Consider the following 20217-nt stretch of genomic DNA (forward strand, 5'->3'; position numbering starts at 1 on the left):
TGCGCCATCTGGCAAGCCATCGATGCCTTTTCCGGCGCTGAATACGATTGTCGGGTCACTTCTGCGATTGCTGCGCAGCGTTGCACCTGATTAGTGTGTAACCCGAGGCTGGGGGTCAGCTAACAGGGGTCAAGCCGCACTTAAGGCCGGTCAGCCCCCTGTAAGACGGCGCTTCAACAAGGAGTGTGAGCCGCGTGACGAATAGCCAGAATGGCAAGACAACCGATCTTGAGGCCCGCATCGTCGGGGCCCTGCGGAACCGCGTCGGCAAGACCGAACGGGCCGCCAAGCCGCATGACTGGTACAATGCCGCGGTGCTCGCGCTGCGCGATGACATCATCGACAACTGGTTCGCTTCGACCTCGCGCACGCATGAGGTGGGGGGCAAGCGGGTCTATTACCTCAGCCTTGAATTCCTGATCGGGCGGCTGCTGCGCGATGCCCTGTCGAACCTTGGCTGCACCCGCGCGATGGAGCAGGCGCTCAGCGAGCACGGGCTGGACTTGGCCCGGCTCGAAGAGCTCGAACCCGACGCCGCGCTCGGCAATGGCGGGCTCGGGCGGCTCGCGGCGTGCTTCATGGAGAGCCTCGCCAGTCTCGACATCCCTGCCTTTGGCTACGGCATCCGCTACATCAACGGCATGTTCCGCCAGCGCATCGACGAAGGCTGGCAGGTCGAGCTGCCCGAGACATGGCTCGCCCACGGCAACCCCTGGGAGTTCGAGCGGCGCGAGAGTGCCTACATCATCGGCTTCGGCGGCGAGGTGTCCAGCGATGGCGGAGTGATCCGCTGGAACCCGGGAGAGAAGATCGAAGCGACGGCCTTCGATACCCCGGTCGTCGGGTGGCGCGGCGCGCGGGTCAACACGCTGCGGTTGTGGAGCGCGACTGCGGTGGACCCGATCCAGCTTGCCGCCTTCAACGCGGGCGACCACGCCGGGGCGCTTGCCGCGCAGGTGCGGGCCGATAGTCTGGTGCGGGTGCTCTACCCGGCTGACTCCACCCCCGCCGGTCAGGAATTGCGGCTGCGGCAGGAGTTCTTCTTCTCTTCCGCATCGATCCAGGACATCGTGCGGCGCCATATCCAGTATCATGGCGACATCCGCACCCTGCCGGACAAGGCGGCGATCCAGCTCAACGACACCCACCCCTCGGTCGCGGTGGCAGAGCTGATGCGGCTGCTGATGGATGAACAGCACCTCGCCTTCGAAGAGGCATGGGGCATCACGCGGCGTACCATCGGCTATACCAACCACACCCTGCTGCCCGAAGCGCTGGAAAGCTGGCCGCTGCCGCTCTTCGAACGGATGCTGCCGCGCCATATGCAGATCATCTATGCCATCAATGCCACGGTGCTGCGCGAGGCGCGCAAGGCGGGGCTGGATGATGCCGCCATCGCTGCGATCTCGCTGATCGACGAACATGGCGAGCGGCGCGTGCGAATGGCGAACCTCGCTTTCGTTGGCGCGCATTCGGTCAATGGCGTGGCTGCGCTGCACACCGATCTGATGAAGCAGACGGTGTTCGCCGACCTGCACAAGCTTTACCCCGAGCGGATCAACAACAAGACCAACGGCGTCACCCCGCGGCGCTGGCTGCACCAGTCAAACCCGCGTCTGACCGGGCTGATCCGTGAAGGCATCGGCGATGGCTTCATGGCCGATGCCGAACAGCTTGCCAGCCTTTCGAAATTCGCTGGCGACGCTGCCTTTGGCGAGCGGGTGGACGAGATCAAGCGCGCCAACAAGGTCGATCTGTCGAACACCTTGCGCGAGTTGACCGGCATCCGCCTCGATCCCGATGCGCTCTTCGATGTGCAGATCAAGCGCATCCATGAATACAAGCGCCAGCTGCTCAATCTGATCGAGACAGTGGCGCTGTATGACCAGATCCGCAGCCATCCCGAACGCGACTGGGTGCCGCGGGTGAAGATCTTCGGCGGCAAGGCGGCGCCGACCTATCACAACGCCAAACTGATCATCAAACTCGCCAATGATATCGCCCGGCGGATCAATAGCGATCCTTCGGTGGGCGAGGTGCTGAAGGTCGTGTTCGTTCCGAACTATAACGTCAGTCTGGCCGAACGGATCATCCCGGCAGCTGACCTGTCGGAGCAAATCTCCACTGCGGGGATGGAGGCTTCGGGCACCGGCAACATGAAGTTCGCCTTCAACGGCGCGCTGACCATCGGGACGCTCGACGGGGCCAACATCGAGATCATGGAGCGGGTCGGGCGCGAGAATATCGTGATCTTCGGTCTTACCGCCGAAGAAGTCGCGGCCAAGCGCGCCGATGGCTATGCTCCGCGTGAAGTGATCGCAGGATCGCGCGAGTTGGCGCAGGCCGTCCACTCGATCGCCAGCGGCGTGTTCAGCCCGGACGAACCAGACCGTTACAAGGGGTTGATGGACGCGCTCTACAACTCCGACTGGTTCATGGTGGCCGCCGATTTCGATGCCTATGCCGCCGCCCAGCGCGAGGTTGACCGGCGCTGGTGCGACCGCACGGCGTGGCGCAAGTCGGCGATCATGAACATCGCCAATGTCGGCTGGTTCTCGTCCGACCGCACCATCGGCGAATATGCGCGCGAGATCTGGGGCGTGCTGTGAAGCCACCGCCCGAGGCCATCGCAGCGCTGATTGACGGAACGCATACCGATCCGTTTGCGCTGCTGGGGCCGCATGACGGGCCGGAAGGCACCTTTGCCCGCGCGATCCTGCACGGCGCGGAAGAGGCCGAAGCCTTCTCGCTGAAAGGTGGGCGGTTGGGCCGGATGACGCGGGTGGATGGCCCGCTGTTCGAAGGCATTCTGCGCGGAAAGCCCAAGCCGATCCGCTATCGCTGCCGCTCTGCCGGTGCCGAATGGTGGGTGACCGATCCTTACAGCTTCGGCCCGGTGCTTGGGCCCATGGACGATTTCCTGATCGCCGAGGGCACGCATTTCCGCCTGTTCGACAAGCTGGGCGCGCATGTGATCGAGCATGAGGGCGCGGCTGGCGTCCACTTCGCGGTCTGGGCACCCAATGCCCTCAGCGTGAATCTAGTCGGCGATTTCAACGGCTGGAACGGCGCCGCGCACATGTTGCGCCGCCGGGCCGACATTGGCGTATGGGAGATCTTCGTCCCCGACATCGGGGAAGGCACCGCCTACAAATACCGCATCACCGGCGCGGACGGCACGGTGCTGCCGCTAAAGGCCGATCCCTTCGCCTTCGCCAGCGAGCTGCGCCCCAAGACCGCCTCGATCGTGGCCCGTCCCGGCAAGCGCGAATGGGGCGACGCTGCCCACCGCAAGCATTGGGCCAGCGTCGATCCCCGCCGCGAGGCGATTGCGATTTACGAAGTCCACCCCGGATCATGGCAGCGCGACGACAATGGCTGGTTCCTGAGCTGGGACGAAATGGCCGCGCGGCTGATCCCTTACGTGACCGAAATGGGCTTCACCCATATCGAATTCCTGCCGGTCTCCGAACACCCCTATGACCCGAGCTGGGGCTACCAGACCACCGGGCTTTATGCCCCTTCGGCCCGGTTTGGCGATGTCGAGGGCTTCGCGCGCTTCGTCGATGGCGCACACCGCGCGGGCGTGGGCGTGTTGATCGACTGGGTGCCTGCGCACTTCCCCGTCGACGAACACGGCCTCGCCCGCTTCGACGGAACCGCGCTCTACGAACACGAAGACCCGCGGCTCGGTTTCCATCCCGACTGGAACACCGCGATCTACAATTTCGGGCGCAAGGAAGTGCGCTCCTTCCTCGTCAACAATGCGCTGTTCTGGGCCGAACAGTACCATGTCGACGGGCTGCGCGTGGATGCGGTCGCCTCGATGCTTTACCGGGATTACTCCCGCAAAGCGGACGAATGGATCCCCAATGCCGAGGGCGGGCGCGAGAACTGGGAAGCGGTCGAATTCATGCGCGCCACCAACCGCGCGCTGTATGGCTCCCACGCAGGCGTGATGACGATTGCCGAAGAATCGACGTCGTGGCCGGGCGTGTCCCAGCCCGCTTTCGATGAAGGGCCGCGCACTGCGCTCGGCTTCGGGTTCAAGTGGAACATGGGCTTCATGCACGACACGCTGCAATACATGGCGCGTGATCCGATCCACCGCCGCTACCACCATGACGAGATCACCTTCGGCCTCGTTTATGCCTTCTCCGAGAATTTCGTCCTGCCACTGAGCCACGACGAGGTGGTGCACGGCAAGGGCACGATCCTCGGCAAGATGAGCGGCGATGACTGGCAGCAATTCGCCAATCTGCGCGCCTACTATGCGATCATGTGGGGCTATCCCGGCAAGAAGCTGTTGTTCATGGGGCAGGAATTCGCCCAGCGCCGCGAGTGGAGCGAAGAGCGGGCGCTCGACTGGGAGCTGATGGACGCGCCCGCGCATCGCGGCGTGGCCGACCTGATCCGCGACCTGAACCGCCTTTACCGCAGCACCCCCGCGCTCCATGCGCGCGATTGCGAGGGCGAGGGGTTCAGCTGGCTGATTGCGGACGATGCGGAGAATTCGGTCTTCGCATGGCTGCGCATGGCACCGGGCGAGGCTCCCGTCGCGGTGATCGCCAACATGACGCCCGCGCTCCACACCGCATACCGCGTGCCGCTACCGCATGATGGGACATGGGCTGAAGTGCTCAACAGCGACGCGCAAATCTACGGCGGCAGCGGACAGGGTAATCTGGGCAGCGTCATCGCAAAGGACGGCGCGGCGCATATCGTCCTGCCGCCGCTCGCCACGATAATGCTGCAATTCACAGGATAAGAAGGCGCAAAAGCCAAATCCACGGGGAGAGACTGGGATGATCGAGAGGACTTCGGGGCGGCCGCTGGCACGTGATGCCATGGCCTATGTGCTGGCTGGCGGACGCGGCAGCAGGCTGATGGAACTGACCGACCGCCGCGCCAAGCCTGCGGTCTATTTCGGCGGCAAATCGCGCATCATCGATTTCGCGCTGTCGAACGCGATCAACTCCGGCATCCGGCGTATCGGCGTGGCGACGCAGTACAAGGCGCACTCGCTGATCCGCCACATGCAGCGCGGCTGGAACTTCATGCGTCCGGAACGCAACGAAAGTTTCGACATTCTCCCAGCCAGCCAGCGTGTGTCGGAAAACCAGTGGTACGAAGGCACGGCGGACGCGGTGTTCCAGAACATCGACATCATCGCCGCCCACGCGCCCAAATACATGGTGATCCTCGCCGGCGACCACATCTACAAGATGGACTACGAATTGATGCTGCAACAGCACGTCAATTCGGGCGCGGATGTCACGATTGGCTGCCTGGTGGTGCCGCGCATGGAAGCGACCGGGTTCGGCGTGATGCAGGTGGACGGGGCCGACAACATCACAGCCTTCGTCGAGAAGCCCAAAGACCCGCCGGGCATTCCGGGGGACGAGGGCATGGCGCTCGCCTCGATGGGCATCTACGTCTTCAACACCGATTTCCTGTTCGAACAATTGCTGCGCGATGCCGACGATCCGGCGTCCAGCCGCGATTTCGGCGGGGACATCATCCCTTACATCGTCAAGCACGGCAAAGCAGTCGCCCACCGCTTCACCAGCAGCTGCATCCGCGCAGCGGAAGAGATCGAGGAATACTGGCGCGATGTCGGCACGCTGGATGCCTATTTCGAAGCCAATCTCGACCTCACGGACACGGTGCCCAAACTCAACCTCTATGACCGCGACTGGCCGATCTGGACCGATGCGGTGGTCGCGGCCCCGGCCAAGTTCGTCCATGACGAGGACGGGCGGCGTGGCTTTGCGGTGTCATCGCTGGTGTCGGGGGATTGCATCATCTCGGGCAGCGAAGTGCGCCGCAGCCTGCTGTTCACCGGGGTCAAGATCGGCAGCTATTCGAACGTCAGCGAGGCGGTGATCCTGCCCTATTGCAACATCGGTCGCGGCGCGAAGCTCAGCAAGGTGATCATCGATTCCGGCGTGCGCATTCCCGAAGGCATGGTGATTGGCGAGGACCCGGTGCTGGATGCGCAGCGCTTCCGCGTGTCGGAGAAAGGCGTGGTGCTCGTCACCCGCGACATGATGGCGCGCTTGAAACTATGACGGTGAAGGTCCTGTCGGTCGCATCGGAGGCGGTGCCGCTGGTCAAGACCGGCGGGCTTGCCGATGTGGCAGGCGCTCTGCCGGGGGCTCTGGCAGCGCAGGGCGTGGAGGTGACCACCTTCATCCCCGGCTATCCGGCGGTGCTGGCTAAGCTGGGCAAGGGCAAGGCGATTCACAAGTGGGACGGACTGCTCGGCGCACCGGCGCGACTGCTGTCGGGCACGATCGGCGATCACCCCCTCCTCGTGCTCGATGCACCCGCACTGTTCGCCCGCGAGGGAGGGCCATATTCCGATGGCTCGGGCCGCGACTGGGACGACAACTGGCGCCGCTTTGCCGCTTTCGCCCGCGCCGCCGCCGATATTGCGGGCGGCGCGGTGAAGGGCCGCGTCTTCGATCTGGTCCACGCCCACGACTGGCAGACAGGCCTGGTGCCCGCCTATCTGCGCCTCGCCCCGCTGGAGGGCGGGCGCGATGTGCCGAGCATCATCACCATCCACAACATGGCCTTTCAGGGATACTATCCCGCCGAGGTCTTCCCGCAGCTGGGCCTGCCGCCCACCGCTTGGACGGTCGACGGGGTCGAAAGCTACGGCGGGGTGGGTTTCCTGAAAGCGGGCATGCAACTCGCCGATGCCATCACCACCGTCAGCCCGACCTATGCGGGCGAAGTCCGCAGCATCGAGTTCGGCATGGGGCTGGAAGGGCTGGTGCAAGCGCGATCGAACCGCGTCCACGGCATTCTCAACGGCATCGACACGGCAGAGTGGAACCCGGCCAGCGATCCGCATCTCGCCGCCACCTACACCGCCGGCAAGCTGGCGGCGCGGGCGAAGAACAAGCGCGCGGTGGAGCAGGCATTCGGCCTCGACCGTGATGATGGCCCGCTGTTTGTCGTCGTCAGCCGCCTGACCTGGCAGAAGGGCATGGATGTGCTCGCCGAGGTGCTCGATCACCTTGTCGGGATCGGTGGACGGCTGGCGCTGCTCGGCGCAGGCGATGCAGAGATCGAACAACGCTTCCTTGCCGCCGCGGCGCGCCATCCCGGGCGTGTCGGGGTCCGGCTGGGCTATGACGAGGCCGCATCGCACCGCTTGCAAGGCGGAGGCGATGCGATCCTGATCCCCAGCCGCTTCGAACCCTGCGGCCTGACGCAGCTTTACGGGCTGGCTTACGGCTGCGTGCCCATCGTTTCGCGCACCGGAGGGCTCGCCGACACGGTAATCGACGCAAATCCGGCTGCGCTGGCTGCGGAGGTGGCAACCGGCATCCAGATGAACGCCGTCAGCCACAACGCGCTGGCGATGGCGATCAGCCGTGCTGTGGAGCTGTATGCCCAACCTGCGACATGGAAGCGGCTCCAGAAGAACGGGATGCAGGCGGACTTCTCGTGGGGCGCAAGCGGCGCTGCCTATGCGGCACTCTACCGCCAGCTGATTGAGGAACAGGGATGATCACGACCGTCGCCACCACGCCGTTCGAGGGACAGAAACCCGGCACTTCGGGCCTGCGCAAGAAGGTGCGGGTGTTCCAGCAGCCGAACTACGCCGAGAATTTCATCCAGAGCGTGTTTGACGTGGCCGAGCGGCCCGCAGGCTCGACATTGGTGATCGGCGGAGACGGTCGCTTCCACAACCGCGCGGTGATTGCCCAGGCGGCCCGCATGGCGGCAGCAAACGGCTATGCCCGCGTGCTGGTGGGGCAAGGCGGCATCCTCTCCACCCCTGCCGCCAGTCACGTGATCCGCAAATATGGCGCAAGCGGCGGGCTGATCCTTTCAGCGAGCCACAATCCCGGCGGACCGGAGGAAGATTTCGGCATCAAGTACAACATCGCCAATGGCGGCCCCGCACCCGAAGCGGTGACCGAGGCGATCTATGCCCGCACGCAGACCATCGACCGCTGGCTGATCGTGGAGGGCGACGCGGAGATCGATCTGGACCGCATCGGCGTCAGCCAGATCGGCGATATGGTGGTCGAAGTGATCGACCCCGTCGCCGACTATGCTGATCTGATGGAGGACCTGTTCGATTTCGGCGCCATCCGCGCGGCGGTGCGCAATGGGCTGTCGATGGCCTTCGACGCAATGCACGCCGTGACCGGGCCCTATGCGACCGAGATATTGGAACGCCGCCTCGGCTTTCCTGCCGGTACCGTGCACAACGGCCAGCCGCTGGAAGATTTCGGCGGACATCACCCCGACCCCAATCTGGTCCACGCGCGGGTGCTCTACGATCTGATGATGTCGCCAGAAGCTCCCGCGCTGGGTGCAGCCTCTGACGGCGACGGGGACCGCAACCTCATCATCGGCAAGGGGGTCTTCATCACCCCCTCGGATTCGCTGGCGATGCTGGCGGCGAACGCGCATTTGGCCCCTGCCTATGCGGGCGGGCTGAAGGGCATTGCCCGATCCATGCCGACCAGCACGGCGGCGGACAAGGTGGCACAGGCGCTGGGTATTCCGGCCTGGGAAACGCCGACGGGGTGGAAGTTCTTCGGCACGCTTCTCGATGCCGGAATGGCCACGATCTGCGGCGAGGAAAGCGCCGGCACCGGCAGCGATCATGTGCGCGAGAAGGACGGGCTGTGGGCCGTGCTGTTGTGGCTCAACATCCTCGCCGTGACGGGCAAGCCGGTGATGCGACTCGCCACCGAGCACTGGGCGCGGTTCGGGCGCAATTACTATGCCCGCCACGATTACGAGGCGATCGATACCGCCAAGGCAAACGCGTTGATGGTAGCGTTGGAAAGCGCGCTTGCGGGCCTGCCGGGGCGCAGCTTCGGCCCGCTGACCGTCAGCGCCGCCGACCAGTTCGCCTATGTCGATCCGGTCGATGGTTCGGAAAGCCGCAATCAGGGCGTGCGGGTGATGTTCGCCTGCGGTTCGCGGATCGTGTTCCGGCTTTCAGGCACGGGAACCGAAGGCGCGACGCTGCGGGTCTATCTTGAGCGGTATGAAACGCCCGGCGGAAGGCTGGGTGAGGAAACGCCCGCGATGCTCGCCGATCTGGTCGCGGCGGCTGAAGCCATCGCCGGAATCGCGATGCATACGGGCCGGGGCGCGCCCGATGTGGTGACGTGACGCAGACGTTGGGCGCGCATGTGGCGGGCGGCGCGACCCGCTTTGCCGTGCGCGCGCCGCTGGCCGATGCGGTCGAGCTGTGTCTGTTCGATGGCGGGGTTGAAACCCGACATGCCATGACCCGGCAAGGTGAAGAATGGACGGCGGAATTGCCCGGCGATCTGACCGGCACCCGCTACGGCTACCGCGCCCACGGAGCCTATGATCCCGCCAGCAACCTGTGGTTCGACCCGGCCAAGCTGCTGGTTGATCCCTATGCGCTGGAACTTGACCGCCGCTTCCTCCAGCACCCGCGCCTTGCCACCTTTGGCGAGGACACTGCCGACATCGTCCCGCGCGCCATAGTGCCCGGGCCGCTGCCACAGGTGCCGCGCCATCCGCCCCGCTTCCAGCGCGGCGGGCTGATCTACGAATTGAACGTCGCGGGGTTCACCGCGCTCCACCCCGATGTGCCGGAAGGCCAGCGCGGCACGATCGCCGCCCTCGCCCATCCGGCGGTGATTGCGCACTTGAAAAAGCTCCACGTCAGCGCGGTCGAACTGATGCCGGTCGTCGCGTGGGTCGACGAGCGCCACCTGCCCCCGCTCGGCCTCGCCAACCACTGGGGTTACAATCCCGTGGCGATGATGGCGCTCGATCCCGGTCTGTGCCCCGGCGGGGTCGCCGAACTGCGGGCGGCAGTGGCAGCGCTCCACACGGCGGGGATCGGCGTGATCCTCGATCTGGTGTTCAACCATTCGGGCGAGAGCGATGTCCTCGGCGGCACGCTCAGCCTGCGCGGGCTTGATCCGGCCGCCTATGCCCGCGCGCCTGACGGTGCGCTGATCAATGATACGGGCTGCGGCAACACGCTCGAGTTCGCCAAGCCTGCCGTGCGCCGCCTGATGATCGACACCCTGATGCATTTCGTGGAGCATTGCGGGATCGACGGGTTCCGCTTCGATCTCGCCCCGGTCATCGCACGCGGGCCAGGGTTCGACCCGCAGGCGCCGATCTTCGCCGAGCTTGCGGCAGAGCCTTGCCTTGCTGACCGGGTGATGATCGCCGAGCCATGGGACATTGGTCCGGGCGGCTACCAGCTGGGACGCTTCCCTGCGAACTGGCTCGAATGGAACGACCGTTACCGCGACGATGTCCGCCGCTTCTGGCGCGGCGATGCCACCGTGGGGGAGCTGGCCATGCGCCTTGCCGGATCGTCCGACCTGTTCGGTGATGACTGCCGTAGCGTCAATTTCCTTGCCGCGCATGATGGCTTCACGCTCGCCGATACGGTCGCCTACGAACAGCGCCACAACCATGCCAATGGCGAGGATAATCGCGACGGGCATGGCGAGAACCATTCGTGGAATTGCGGGGTGGAGGGTCCGACCGACCACCCCGATATCCTTGCCCGCCGCGCGGCCGATCTGCGCGCCTTGCTCGGCACGCTGTTCGCATCGACAGGCACGATCATGTTGACCGCGGGGGATGAATTCGGCCGGACTCAAGGAGGCAACAACAACGCCTATTGCCAGCACATGCCGGTCGACTGGGAACGGCGTGACGTGGCGCTCGAAGCCCATGTCGCCGAGCTGGCCACCCGGCGCGCCGAACGGCTTGCAACTTTTGCGCGCTTTCCGGAAGGCGGGCAGTGGTTATCGCTCGCCGGCACGCCCCTGACCGATAGGCAATGGGAGGATCAGGCGACCGATGGGTTCCGTCACGTTTTTCCGTCGGACTTGGACCGCCCCCCGTTCCGGGTGAGCCGCAACACGCGCGAGGTTTCGACGGGCGGTTGACGCGCCCAGGCATGGCGGTTTTTCGGTTAGGTACCTGACGATACCAAGTATCTTGCTTGCATGCTTGTCACTTGACGGTGTGCTCCGCTTGGCAGATGATCCGACTCACCCCGAAAAGGACAATCGTCACGGGTGCAGGCGAGGCCGTTACAGCCGCAGTGTCGCCAGCGATAATATGGTGGTGGATGGGGATCGTCTGCCTGGTTCTACTGGTCGTGCGCTGGCTCGTCCTGTCCAACTCGTGATCCCCGGTCGCAGACGAGGGGATGAGTGATGTTGCAGAGTTCCGGCAGCGAAGCAGACGATACCGAATGGATCGGCTGTCTGACGTATAAAAGCGTCGCCACGGCCGCCCCCAGCAATCACGATCTGCGCGCGCTGGTGGGCAAGGCCCGAATGCGCAACCGGAACATGAGCATCACCGGAATGCTGCTCTATGAAACCGGTTCATTCCTGCAGACGCTTGAAGGGCCGCCAGACAAGCTGGGCGCGCTCTGGACCTCGATCAAGCAGGACAGCCGTCACGACCATATCGAGGTTCTGAGCGAACATATCGCCCCCGCGCGGCTGTTTTCGGATTGGGATCTTCTGCTGCACAGCCGGCTCGATCCGGCGCAACCGCAGCGCATGCCCGACCGGCCGGCACCGGTTGCTGTCGCAGGCCACATCGACAAGCTCGTCGATATGGCGCTGAATGCCGATGATATCGGCATCAACGCCTTCATCGCATCGTTGGCGGAGCAAGGCTGGACCAGCAGCGCCATCATCACCTTGCTGATCGAGCCGACGGCGCGGGCAATGGGTGACGCCTGGTTTGCCGATGATTGCAGCGAGCTCGATCTGACCATCGGGCTGAGCATGCTGCAACTGGCAGGCCATGCCGTGCGCTACGAAGCCAGCGGACAGTCCATCGGCAACAACCGTTACAGCATCCTGCTGGCGACCGCGCCGGGCGAACAGCACATGCTGGGCACCTCGCTACTGGCGGACCAGTTTACCGATGCCGGGTGGCTGGTAGAAATGGCGTTCCCCGGCAGTGACGAAGCGCTGGCCAATCAGCTGAGCGCCCAGCACCCCGATGCCGTCGATATCGGCTTGTCGGACGCCATGCCCCGTCACCACGCGCTCGACAGGCTGCGCGCGACGATCGGTCACACCCGGCTTGCCGTGCCCGATCAGCCGACCGTGATTTCGGTGGGCGGGCGCCTGTTCGCCGAGGCGGCGGAAACGGCCCTGTCCGTCGGCGCTGACCACGCGCGCATGACTGCGGCAGGCGCAAGCATCCGCATGGCTGAGCTCGTCAAGCAAAGCCGCGCGCGCAGACGCTAGGCGGAGCGCTCCGTCCGCCAGACCGAGGCGAACCCGACAATTCGTATGACGCACGAATTTAACGCTTGCGTGCAAAGAGGTGTCCATGGATGAAGCCGCGGAGGCCCGCACGGGTCTCATCGGGGATCACCAATGCGCAGCACAGGATGCTTGTCATTCCTTGTGCAATTGAACGGAAAATTGCCTCCGTTTGTGTGAACCGCACGGGACAGCGGTCTGACGCAGACGCCAGCACATGAACCTGGAATTTGCTGTCTTGAATAAGAATATGACGTTCGATCACAATTCCGCTGCGCAAGAAGCCGCACCGGATCCGCGCCACCTGATGGCCGCCCTCAAGCCCTTTTCGATCCCGAGCACCGGGCGGAGCGTCTGGGAACTGGCGGCAACGCTGGTGCCTTTTGCCGCTGCCATCCTGGTGATGCTGATCGCCATCGACGCGGGCTATTACATCGCGCTGGTGCTCTCTCCGGTCGCGGGCTTGCTGCTGCTGAGAGCCTTCATCATTCAGCACGATTGTGGCCACAGCGCGTTCTTTGCCAAGCGGGCAGGCAATGACTGGACCGGCAGAGCGCTGGGCGTCCTGACCTTCACGCCCTATGATTGCTGGCGCCGGTCGCACACGCTCCACCATGCCAACACCGGCAACCTTGATGCTCGCGGATATGGCGATGTCGACACTCTGACGGTTCGCGAGTTCCAGTCGCGCAGCCCGATGCAACGGTTCTGGTATCGTGTTTACCGTCATCCGGTGGTGCTGTTCGGGATTGGCCCCGCCTACCTGTTCCTGCTGCGCCACCGCCTGCCGATCGGGTTGATGCGGGCAGGATCGCAATACTGGGTCAGCGCTTTGGCGACCAACCTTGTCACTGCGGCGATCCTTGGCGGTCTTGTCTGGGCGTTCGGGCTGACCGCGACCGTTCTGGCCATCATTCCGGCGCTGCTGATCGCGGCGTCCACAGGCGTCTGGCTGTTCTACATCCAGCACCAGTTCGAAGACGCGCACTGGGATTCGCGGAAAGACTGGTCGTTCCACGAGGCTGCCTTGCATGGCAGCTCCCATCTCGATCTGCCGCAGCCGCTGCGCTGGTTCACCGGGAATATCGGTATCCACCACGTGCACCATTTGATGAGCCGGATCCCGTTCTATCGCTTGCCCGAAGTGCTCAAGGCCTTTCCCGAACTGCGCGGACTGAACCGCTTCACCATGTCGCAGACGCTCCGTCCGCTGATGCTCACCTTGTGGGATGAGGAAAAGCGCAAGCTTGTGACGTTCCGGGATGCTGCGACGAGCTGAAGCGCCGGGGTACGGTAACGCGCCCTAATCGCCCGCGAAGTCTCCGGGCGTTCCATCATGCGGGGCCTCATGCGTAGCCCAGTCGGCGCCGCCCGGCGGAGGGGCAGGTTGATCTGCGGGACCGGGCGCCTCGCTCGCCTCGCCCTGCCGCAGCCGGTGCAGGTGCACCTTGGCAATCATGTTGGCGCTGATCGGCGCGGTCATGAACAGGAACAGCGAAACCAGCAGCTCGTGGGTGGTCCACACCCCCTCGACTAGCTGGAACCACAATACGGAACCAAGCAGCACCGCTCCCAGCCCCAGCGTCGTCGCCTTGGTGGGGCCGTGGAGCCGCTCCATCAGCGAAGGCAGGCGCACCAGCCCCCAACTGCCCACCAGCGCAAAACCGCCGCCAAGCAGGATCAGCGCGCTCACCATCACCTCGGCAAAAGGCACAGCCGCGCTCATTCGATGATGTCCCCGCGCAGCAGGAACTTGGCATAGGCGACCGTCCCGACAAAGCCGACCATCGCCAGCAGCAGCGCCGCTTCAAAGGACGTGCCGCTGCCCTCGGCGATGCCGGTGAGCACGATCAATCCGATCACGTTGATGACCATCGTATCGAGCGCGAGGATGCGGTCGGCGACACCCGGCCCCTTGAACAGCCGCCACAGGTTCATCGCCAGCGCCAGGCCGAACGCGGCAAAGCCGAAGGCGAGCGCATATGCGATCATGCGAAGATCTCCTTCAGCCGCGCTTCGTATCGCACCTTGGCCTTCGCGACCTCACCAGCCGGATCCGGCGCGTGGAGCGCATGGACGAGCAGATATTTCCCGCAAGCCGAAACATCGACCGAGACCGTGCCGGGGGTGAGGCTGATCGTCCCGGCAAACACCGTGATCGCCTCGGGTGAGGTCAGTTCAAGCGGGATCGTCAGCCACGCAGGGCGCAGGTCGCGGGTGGGCTTGAACAGGATGATCGCGGCAACCTGGAAATTGGCGACCACGATGTCCCGGACGACCAATCCGACGTAGATGAAGGCTGGCAGGAACCGCACACGGGGCCGCCCGGGCCACCACGGCGCGGTCAGAACCGGCACCAGCACGCCGACCACCAGCCCGAGAAACAGTGCGCCGAAGGTCAGGTCATTGACCATCACGACCCATAACACGACCAGCAGAACGGTAAGACCGGGATGGGGCAGCAGGCGGCTCATGACGCGGGCTCCGTCAACACGGCTGCGGCGCTCTGCGCGGGATCGAGGACCTGCTCGGCGGCAGCATGAGCATAGGCGCTTGCCCAGCCGGCCCCGACCGAAAGCACTCCGAGCAAAGCCAGCGCGATGAGCGGCGCGGCCAGATCGGCGCGGGAAGCAGGCGCGGCGGGCATCTCGCCTTCCGCTGTCTTCCAGAACACCGCGCTCCCGACCCGTGCGAAGCCGACCACCCCGATGAAGGTCGTCCCGAGGATCACGCCCCACGCCCAGCCCCAGTCCGGCAGGGCCGCCACCGATTTGAGGATCAGCAGCTTGCCGATAAAGCCGGACAATGGCGGCAGGCCGGTTGCCGCGATGGCGGCAGCCATGAACATCAGCGCGATGCCGCTGCGCGCTGCAAAGACCGGGCTGGGGCTGGCCAGGTCTCCATCCGCGCCGCGTCGCCGCGCAACAACATCGGCGACAAGAAACAGCGCTGCTGCGGCCAGTGTCGAATGGACGAGGTAATAAAGCCCCGCGCCAAGGCTGTCGGCGCTCCATCCCGCGACCGCTAACAGCAATGTGCCGGTCGAACCGATCACCGCAAATGCGGCCTGTTCGGACAAGCTCCTCGCCACAAACACGCCCGCAAAGCCGACGATGGCACTCGCTATCGCGGCAGGCAGCAGCCATGGGGCAGGCACCCACGCCGCCGCGCCTGCGCCCTCGCCAAACACCTGCGGCACCACCCGGATCAGGGAATAGACGCCCACCTTGGTCATGATCGCGAACAGCGCAGCGACCGCGGGGGTCGAGACGGCATAGGTGCGCGGCAGCCACAGGTGCAGCGGCGCCACTGCCGCCTTCAGCGCAAACACGCTGACCAGCAGCAGCGCGGCGATCCGCAGCAGGCCCTGATCCTCGGGGGCAACCGCAGCCACCCTCAATCCCATGTCGGCCATGTTGAGCGTACCGGTCAGCGCGTAAAGCATCCCCAGCGCGATCAGGAATACCGATGAGCCGACGAGGTTCACCACCACATATTGCACCCCGGCCTTAAGCCGCTCAGGGCCCTGCCCGTGCAGCATCAGCCCGTAGGACGCGATCAGCAGCACCTCGAAAAAGACGAACAGGTTGAACAGGTCGCCGGTCAGGAAAGCGCCGTTGAGACCCATCAGCTGGAACTGGAACAGGGCATGGAAATGCCAGCCTTTCCGGTCCGCGCCGGTCACCACCGTATGCAGCAGCGCTACCAGCGCCAGCACCGATGCGAGCACCAGCATCATCGCCGCCAGCCTGTCAGCGACCAGCACGATCCCGAAGGGCGCGGGCCATTCTCCGACCGCGTAGGCAAGGATCTCCCCACCCGACACGCGCACCATCAGTGCAATCGCGCAGGCGAGCATCGCAAGGCACGACAGGAGCGAAATCACGATGCCCAGCTCGCGCCGCCGCCGCATCACCAGCAGCGCCAGCGGCGCGGCAAGCGCCGGGATGACCACAGGCAGGATCGGGAGATGATCGGCGAAGGTCACGGCTGCGCGTCCTTCTCCGTCACGCCGTCCTGCGCGTCGCACGGCACATTATCGCCATCGACATGATCGCTGCCGGTCTCGATAAAGCTGCGCAGGGCAAGGATCACCACAAATGCGGTCATCCCGAAGGTGATGACGATCGCGGTCAGCACCAGCGCCTGCGGCAGGGGATCGGTGTATTCGCTGATTGCCCCGCCCTTCACAGCGTCCCAGATCGGCGGGCGGCCGATGACCAGTCTCCCGCTCGCAAACAGGAACAGGTTCACCGCATAGGAAATGAGCGTGAGGCCGAGGACCACCTGGAAGGTGCGGGCGCGCAGGGCGAGGAATATCCCACCCGCCACCAGCACGCCGATCGCGCTTGCCACAAGGAATTCGTAGCTCATCATGCGCCCCCGCCGTCTGCTTCGGCAGCGCGGCCAGCGCGCTGGGCGATGTGGCTCAATTGCGCCAGCGCAAGCATCACCGCGCCGAAGACTGTCAGGAACACCCCGGCATCAAACGCCATCGCGCTCGCCAATTCGAACTTGCCGATCAGCGGCAGGCTGAAATAATCGAACCACGATGTCAGGAAGTTGGCGCCGAACACCGTCGCGCCAAGGCCCGTTACCATCGCGACCAGCACGCCCGCTGCGATCATCTGATGCTCGCCAAAGCGGCGGCGCGCGTCGGACCAGTCGAACCCGGCAGCGAGGTATTGGACGAGGAAGGCAATCGCCACCACCAGCGCTGCAATGAAGCCGCCGCCCGGCTGGTTATGGCCGCGCAGGAACAGGTAAATCCCCACGCTGAGCGTCAGCGGCAGGATGATGCGGCTGGCGGCGACCAGCATCATCGGGTGCCGCTCCGGCGAATGCGGCATGTCGGCCCGCCATGCTCTCAGCCGCTCCCCCGCCTTGCCCGTCGCCGCAGTATCGAGCAGCGCGAAGATGCCCAGCCCGGCGATGCCGAGGACGATAATCTCGCCCAGCGTGTCGAAAGCGCGGAAATCGACAAGGATGACGTTGACCACGTTCGTCCCGCCGCCGCCCGGCTTGGCATTAGCGAGGTGATAGGCCGCGATGCTCGGCCCCGGGTCGCGGGTCAGCATCGCCCAGGCGATTCCCCCGATCAGCAGGCCGCCGGTAATCGCCAGCGCCCCGTCGCGCCACTTGAGCGGGGCCGAGGAGAGCAGCGGCGGCCGCTTGGGCAGCAGGTTGAGCGCGAGCAGAAGCAGCAGGATCGTCACCACCTCGACCGAGATCTGGGTCAGCGCCAGATCGGGCGCGGAGAACACCACAAAGGTAAGACTGACGACAAGGCCGATCACGCTGATGTAGATCAGCACGCGCAGGCGGTTCCGGGAATCGTTCACGACGGCCACGGTCGCCGCGATGAGCAGCGCCCATGCGACAATCGCCGGCGCAGGGGCAGGCAATCCGGGGCGTGAGCCGGTGAGCATTCCGCCCCCGGTCAAAGCGCCCTCGACCACCAGCAGGACGATCACCGTGAAACTCGCCAGCAGCATGGTCTGGAGGGAGGGGGTGTGCGTGGCGACGATCGCCTTCCTCACCCACGCGTCTGCAAAGGCGAAGGCGCTTTCGAACATGCGTTTGGCATCGGGCAGGCGCGCGCGCTCCCATGCGGCGAGCAGCGGCTTGTGCTGCCACAGCAGCAGCACCCCGCCCGCGACGGCGGCGAGGCTGAGGATCAGTGCGAGGTTGATGCCGTGCCACAAGGCAAGATCGAACTCAGGCACAGGCGCGCCGGTGACAGCACCCGTCACCGCGCCCACCAGCGGCGCGGCGAGGGTCATGGGGATCAGGCCCAGCAACACCGCCAACGCCGTCAGCACGGCGGGCGCCACCCACATCCCTGCGCCCGGATCATGCGCGCGGGCAAAGGGTTCAGCCTCGCGCGGCTTGCCGAAGAACAGGTGCGCAGCGAGCCGCAGCGAATAGGCGACCGAAAGGGTCGCACCCAGGGTTGCCAGCGCGGGAAGCAGCCAAGGCAGACCGAACAGCACGAGCTTGGGCGTCTCGTAAAGCATCGCCTCCTTGGAGATGAACCCGCCCAGCGGCGGCAGGCCCGCCATCGAGGCTGCGGCGAGCGTGGCGATCAGTGCTGTGACCGGCATCGCCTTAGCCAACCCGCCCAGCCTGCGAATGTCGCGCGTGCCGGTTTCGTGCTCGACGATCCCGGCGCTCATGAACAGGGCGGCCTTGAAGGCTGCGTGGTTGAGAATGTGCAGCACCGCCGCGAGCGCCGCGGCCTCCAGCGAAAAGCCGAGCAGCATTACGAGCATGCCGAGCTGCGATATCGTCGAATAGGCGAGGATGCTCTTCAGATCATGCCGGAACAGCGCGACGCCTGCGCCGAAGATCATTGTAATCAGGCCAACACTGGTCACGATCAGCGTATAGACTTCCGTGCCTGCCAGCACCGGCCACAACCGGGCAAGCAGGAACACCCCCGCCTTCACCATCGTCGCCGAGTGAAGATAGGCGCTCACCGGAGTCGGCGCGGCCATCGCGTGGGGAAGCCAGAAGTGGAACGGGAACTGCGCCGACTTGGTGAAGCAACCAATCAGCGCCAGACCGAGGATCGCAGGGTACAGCGGCGATCCGCGCACCACGTCACCCCGCGTCAAAATCGTCGCAAGATCGAAGCTGCCCGCCACCATGCCGAGCAGCACCATCCCGCCGATCAGTGCGAGCCCCCCGCCCCCCGTCACCGCCAGCGCCATGCGCGCGCCCTGCCGCGCTTCGGCCTTGTGCTGCCAGAAGCCGATGAGGAGGAAGGACGCGAGGCTCGTCATCTCCCAGAACACCAGCAGCAGCAGCACATTGCCCGCGATCACGATGCCCAGCATCGCGCCCTGGAACAGCATCAGGCTGGCAAAGAACCGGCCGGTGGCCTCACCCTTGTAAAGGTAGAAATGGGCAAAGATGATCACTAGCAGCCCGATGCCGAGGATCAGTCCGGCAAACATCAGCCCGAGCGGATCGACCATCAGCGTCAGATCGAGCCCCAGCGCTGGCACCCACGCCCATTGTGCCGACGGCACCGATCCCGCAATCACGGCGGGAGCAAGGCCTGCCAGAAGCGCCAATCCGCCCGCGCTTGCCGCGCCCGCGATCGCCGAGTGAACCGCGCGCGAGGCATGGTGCAGCAGCGCGATGGCAAGCGCGGCTATAAAGGGAAGCGCGATCAGCGTCAGAAGCGTCAAGCCTGTCGGCATCGGCGGCCCCGGTCGTCCTTCCTCACGCGCAATTGTGTGGTGTGGCGCGGGTTTGCGCCACCGTCAGGCATAGACGAGGGGTCTTGGCGTACACAACCGAAACCGGTCAGTCGCCTGCCCGGAAAAGTGTCATTCAGGGCGTCAGTCGCCCTCGAAATCCATCAGCGCGCTGACCGTGATGCCCGCAGCCCGGAGCCGTTCGGCACCGCCAAGGTCTGGCAGGTCGATGACGAACAAGGCGTGCTCGATCACGGCCCCGGCTTTGCGCAGCAGTTCCGCCGAAGCCAGCGCGGTGCCGCCGGTGGCGATCAGGTCATCGACGATCACCACCTTCTGTCCGGCCTCGATCGCATCGGGGTCCATTTCAAGCCGGTCGGTGCCGTATTCGAGCGCGTAGTCGATGCCGATGGTCTTGATCGGCAGCTTGCCCGGCTTGCGCACCGGCACGAAACCGACGCCGAGCTGCACCGCGACCGCCGCGCCGAAGATGAACCCGCGCGCTTCCATGCCCGCGATCTTGTGGGCTCCCGCCGCATCCGCCAACCCGGCGAGGTGGTGGACGCTCGCCGCCATCCCCTGATGGTGTCCGATCAGCGTGGTGATATCGCGGAACTGGATGCCCGGATGCGGAAAGTCCGGCACGGTGCGCACAAGCGCCTTGAGCTCTTCGGGAGAGAGATGCTGCGCGGTCATATCGGAATGGCCCCTTTCGCACGCTTCAAAGCAGAGCG

Annotated in this window: 15 protein-coding genes; 8 read left to right on the forward strand and 7 right to left on the reverse strand. The window is 65.1% G+C overall.

All coding sequences use genetic code 11. The annotated features are described in order from the left end of the window. Positions 1 to 194 precede the first annotated feature (194 nt). The 8 genes from KVF90_RS01395 (at position 195) to KVF90_RS01430 (ending at position 13557) form a co-directional block, all read left to right on the forward strand. A complete protein-coding gene (locus KVF90_RS01395) occupies positions 195 to 2609 on the forward strand; it encodes a glycogen/starch/alpha-glucan phosphorylase (RefSeq protein ID WP_264393066.1) in 2415 nt (804 codons plus the stop codon). Further along, positions 2606 to 4768: a 1,4-alpha-glucan branching protein GlgB gene (gene glgB / locus KVF90_RS01400; protein WP_264393067.1), complete on the forward strand. Its 2163-nt coding sequence runs from the start codon at positions 2606 to 2608 to the stop codon at positions 4766 to 4768. The genes KVF90_RS01395 and glgB overlap by 4 nt, the downstream gene beginning before the upstream one ends. A 37-nt stretch (positions 4769 to 4805) precedes the next feature. After that, the gene (glgC, locus tag KVF90_RS01405) at positions 4806 to 6071 is read left to right on the forward strand and encodes a glucose-1-phosphate adenylyltransferase (RefSeq protein WP_264393068.1); all 1266 of its coding nucleotides are present in this window, start codon (positions 4806 to 4808) and stop codon (positions 6069 to 6071) included. After that, positions 6068 to 7525 carry a glycogen synthase GlgA gene (gene glgA, locus KVF90_RS01410; protein ID WP_264393069.1) on the forward strand — a complete coding sequence of 486 codons (1458 nt, stop codon included), beginning with the start codon at positions 6068 to 6070 and terminating at the stop codon, positions 7523 to 7525. The genes glgC and glgA overlap by 4 nt, the downstream gene beginning before the upstream one ends. Further along, positions 7522 to 9153 (forward strand): alpha-D-glucose phosphate-specific phosphoglucomutase, encoded by a 1632-nt coding sequence (locus KVF90_RS01415; protein WP_264393070.1) that lies wholly within the window; start codon positions 7522 to 7524, stop codon positions 9151 to 9153. The genes glgA and KVF90_RS01415 overlap by 4 nt, the downstream gene beginning before the upstream one ends. Beyond that, positions 9150 to 10931 carry a glycogen debranching protein GlgX gene (glgX, locus tag KVF90_RS01420; RefSeq protein WP_264393071.1) on the forward strand — a complete coding sequence of 594 codons (1782 nt, stop codon included), beginning with the start codon at positions 9150 to 9152 and terminating at the stop codon, positions 10929 to 10931. Before KVF90_RS01415 ends, glgX begins: the two co-directional genes overlap by 4 nt. 273 nt (positions 10932 to 11204) lie before the next feature. Further along, complete coding sequence (locus KVF90_RS01425; protein WP_264393072.1) at positions 11205 to 12260, forward strand: BLUF domain-containing protein; 1056 nt, start codon at positions 11205 to 11207, stop codon at positions 12258 to 12260. A gap of 268 nt (positions 12261 to 12528) precedes the next feature. Further along, positions 12529 to 13557, forward strand: a complete 1029-nt coding sequence (locus KVF90_RS01430) for a fatty acid desaturase (protein WP_264393073.1) — start codon at positions 12529 to 12531, stop codon at positions 13555 to 13557. 24 nt (positions 13558 to 13581) lie between these two features. Here the strand turns inward: KVF90_RS01430 and KVF90_RS01435 are convergent, their stop codons facing one another. The 7 genes from KVF90_RS01435 to KVF90_RS01465 all read right to left on the reverse strand — a co-directional run bounded on the left by KVF90_RS01435 (position 13582) and on the right by KVF90_RS01465 (position 20179). Next, the gene (locus KVF90_RS01435) at positions 13582 to 14004 is read right to left on the reverse strand and encodes a Na+/H+ antiporter subunit G (RefSeq protein WP_264393074.1); all 423 of its coding nucleotides are present in this window, start codon (positions 14002 to 14004) and stop codon (positions 13582 to 13584) included. Further along, positions 14001 to 14270 (reverse strand): K+/H+ antiporter subunit F, encoded by a 270-nt coding sequence (locus tag KVF90_RS01440; protein ID WP_264393075.1) that lies wholly within the window; start codon positions 14268 to 14270, stop codon positions 14001 to 14003. The genes KVF90_RS01435 and KVF90_RS01440 overlap by 4 nt, the downstream gene beginning before the upstream one ends. Continuing rightward, the gene (locus tag KVF90_RS01445) at positions 14267 to 14752 is read right to left on the reverse strand and encodes a Na+/H+ antiporter subunit E (protein WP_264393076.1); all 486 of its coding nucleotides are present in this window, start codon (positions 14750 to 14752) and stop codon (positions 14267 to 14269) included. The genes KVF90_RS01440 and KVF90_RS01445 overlap by 4 nt, the downstream gene beginning before the upstream one ends. Further along, positions 14749 to 16266: a monovalent cation/H+ antiporter subunit D gene (locus KVF90_RS01450; RefSeq protein ID WP_264393077.1), complete on the reverse strand. Its 1518-nt coding sequence runs from the start codon at positions 16264 to 16266 to the stop codon at positions 14749 to 14751. The genes KVF90_RS01445 and KVF90_RS01450 overlap by 4 nt, the downstream gene beginning before the upstream one ends. Then, the gene (locus KVF90_RS01455) at positions 16263 to 16652 is read right to left on the reverse strand and encodes a Na+/H+ antiporter subunit C (RefSeq protein WP_264394611.1); all 390 of its coding nucleotides are present in this window, start codon (positions 16650 to 16652) and stop codon (positions 16263 to 16265) included. The genes KVF90_RS01450 and KVF90_RS01455 overlap by 4 nt, the downstream gene beginning before the upstream one ends. After that, complete coding sequence (locus KVF90_RS01460; RefSeq protein ID WP_264393078.1) at positions 16652 to 19486, reverse strand: monovalent cation/H+ antiporter subunit A; 2835 nt, start codon at positions 19484 to 19486, stop codon at positions 16652 to 16654. The genes KVF90_RS01455 and KVF90_RS01460 overlap by 1 nt, the downstream gene beginning before the upstream one ends. Positions 19487 to 19627: 141 nt before the next feature. Next, positions 19628 to 20179 (reverse strand): adenine phosphoribosyltransferase, encoded by a 552-nt coding sequence (locus KVF90_RS01465; RefSeq protein ID WP_264393079.1) that lies wholly within the window; start codon positions 20177 to 20179, stop codon positions 19628 to 19630. Between the last annotated feature and the right edge of the window lie 38 nt (positions 20180 to 20217).

The organism is Porphyrobacter sp. ULC335 (genome assembly GCF_025917005.1).
Lineage (GTDB): Bacteria > Pseudomonadota > Alphaproteobacteria > Sphingomonadales > Sphingomonadaceae > Erythrobacter.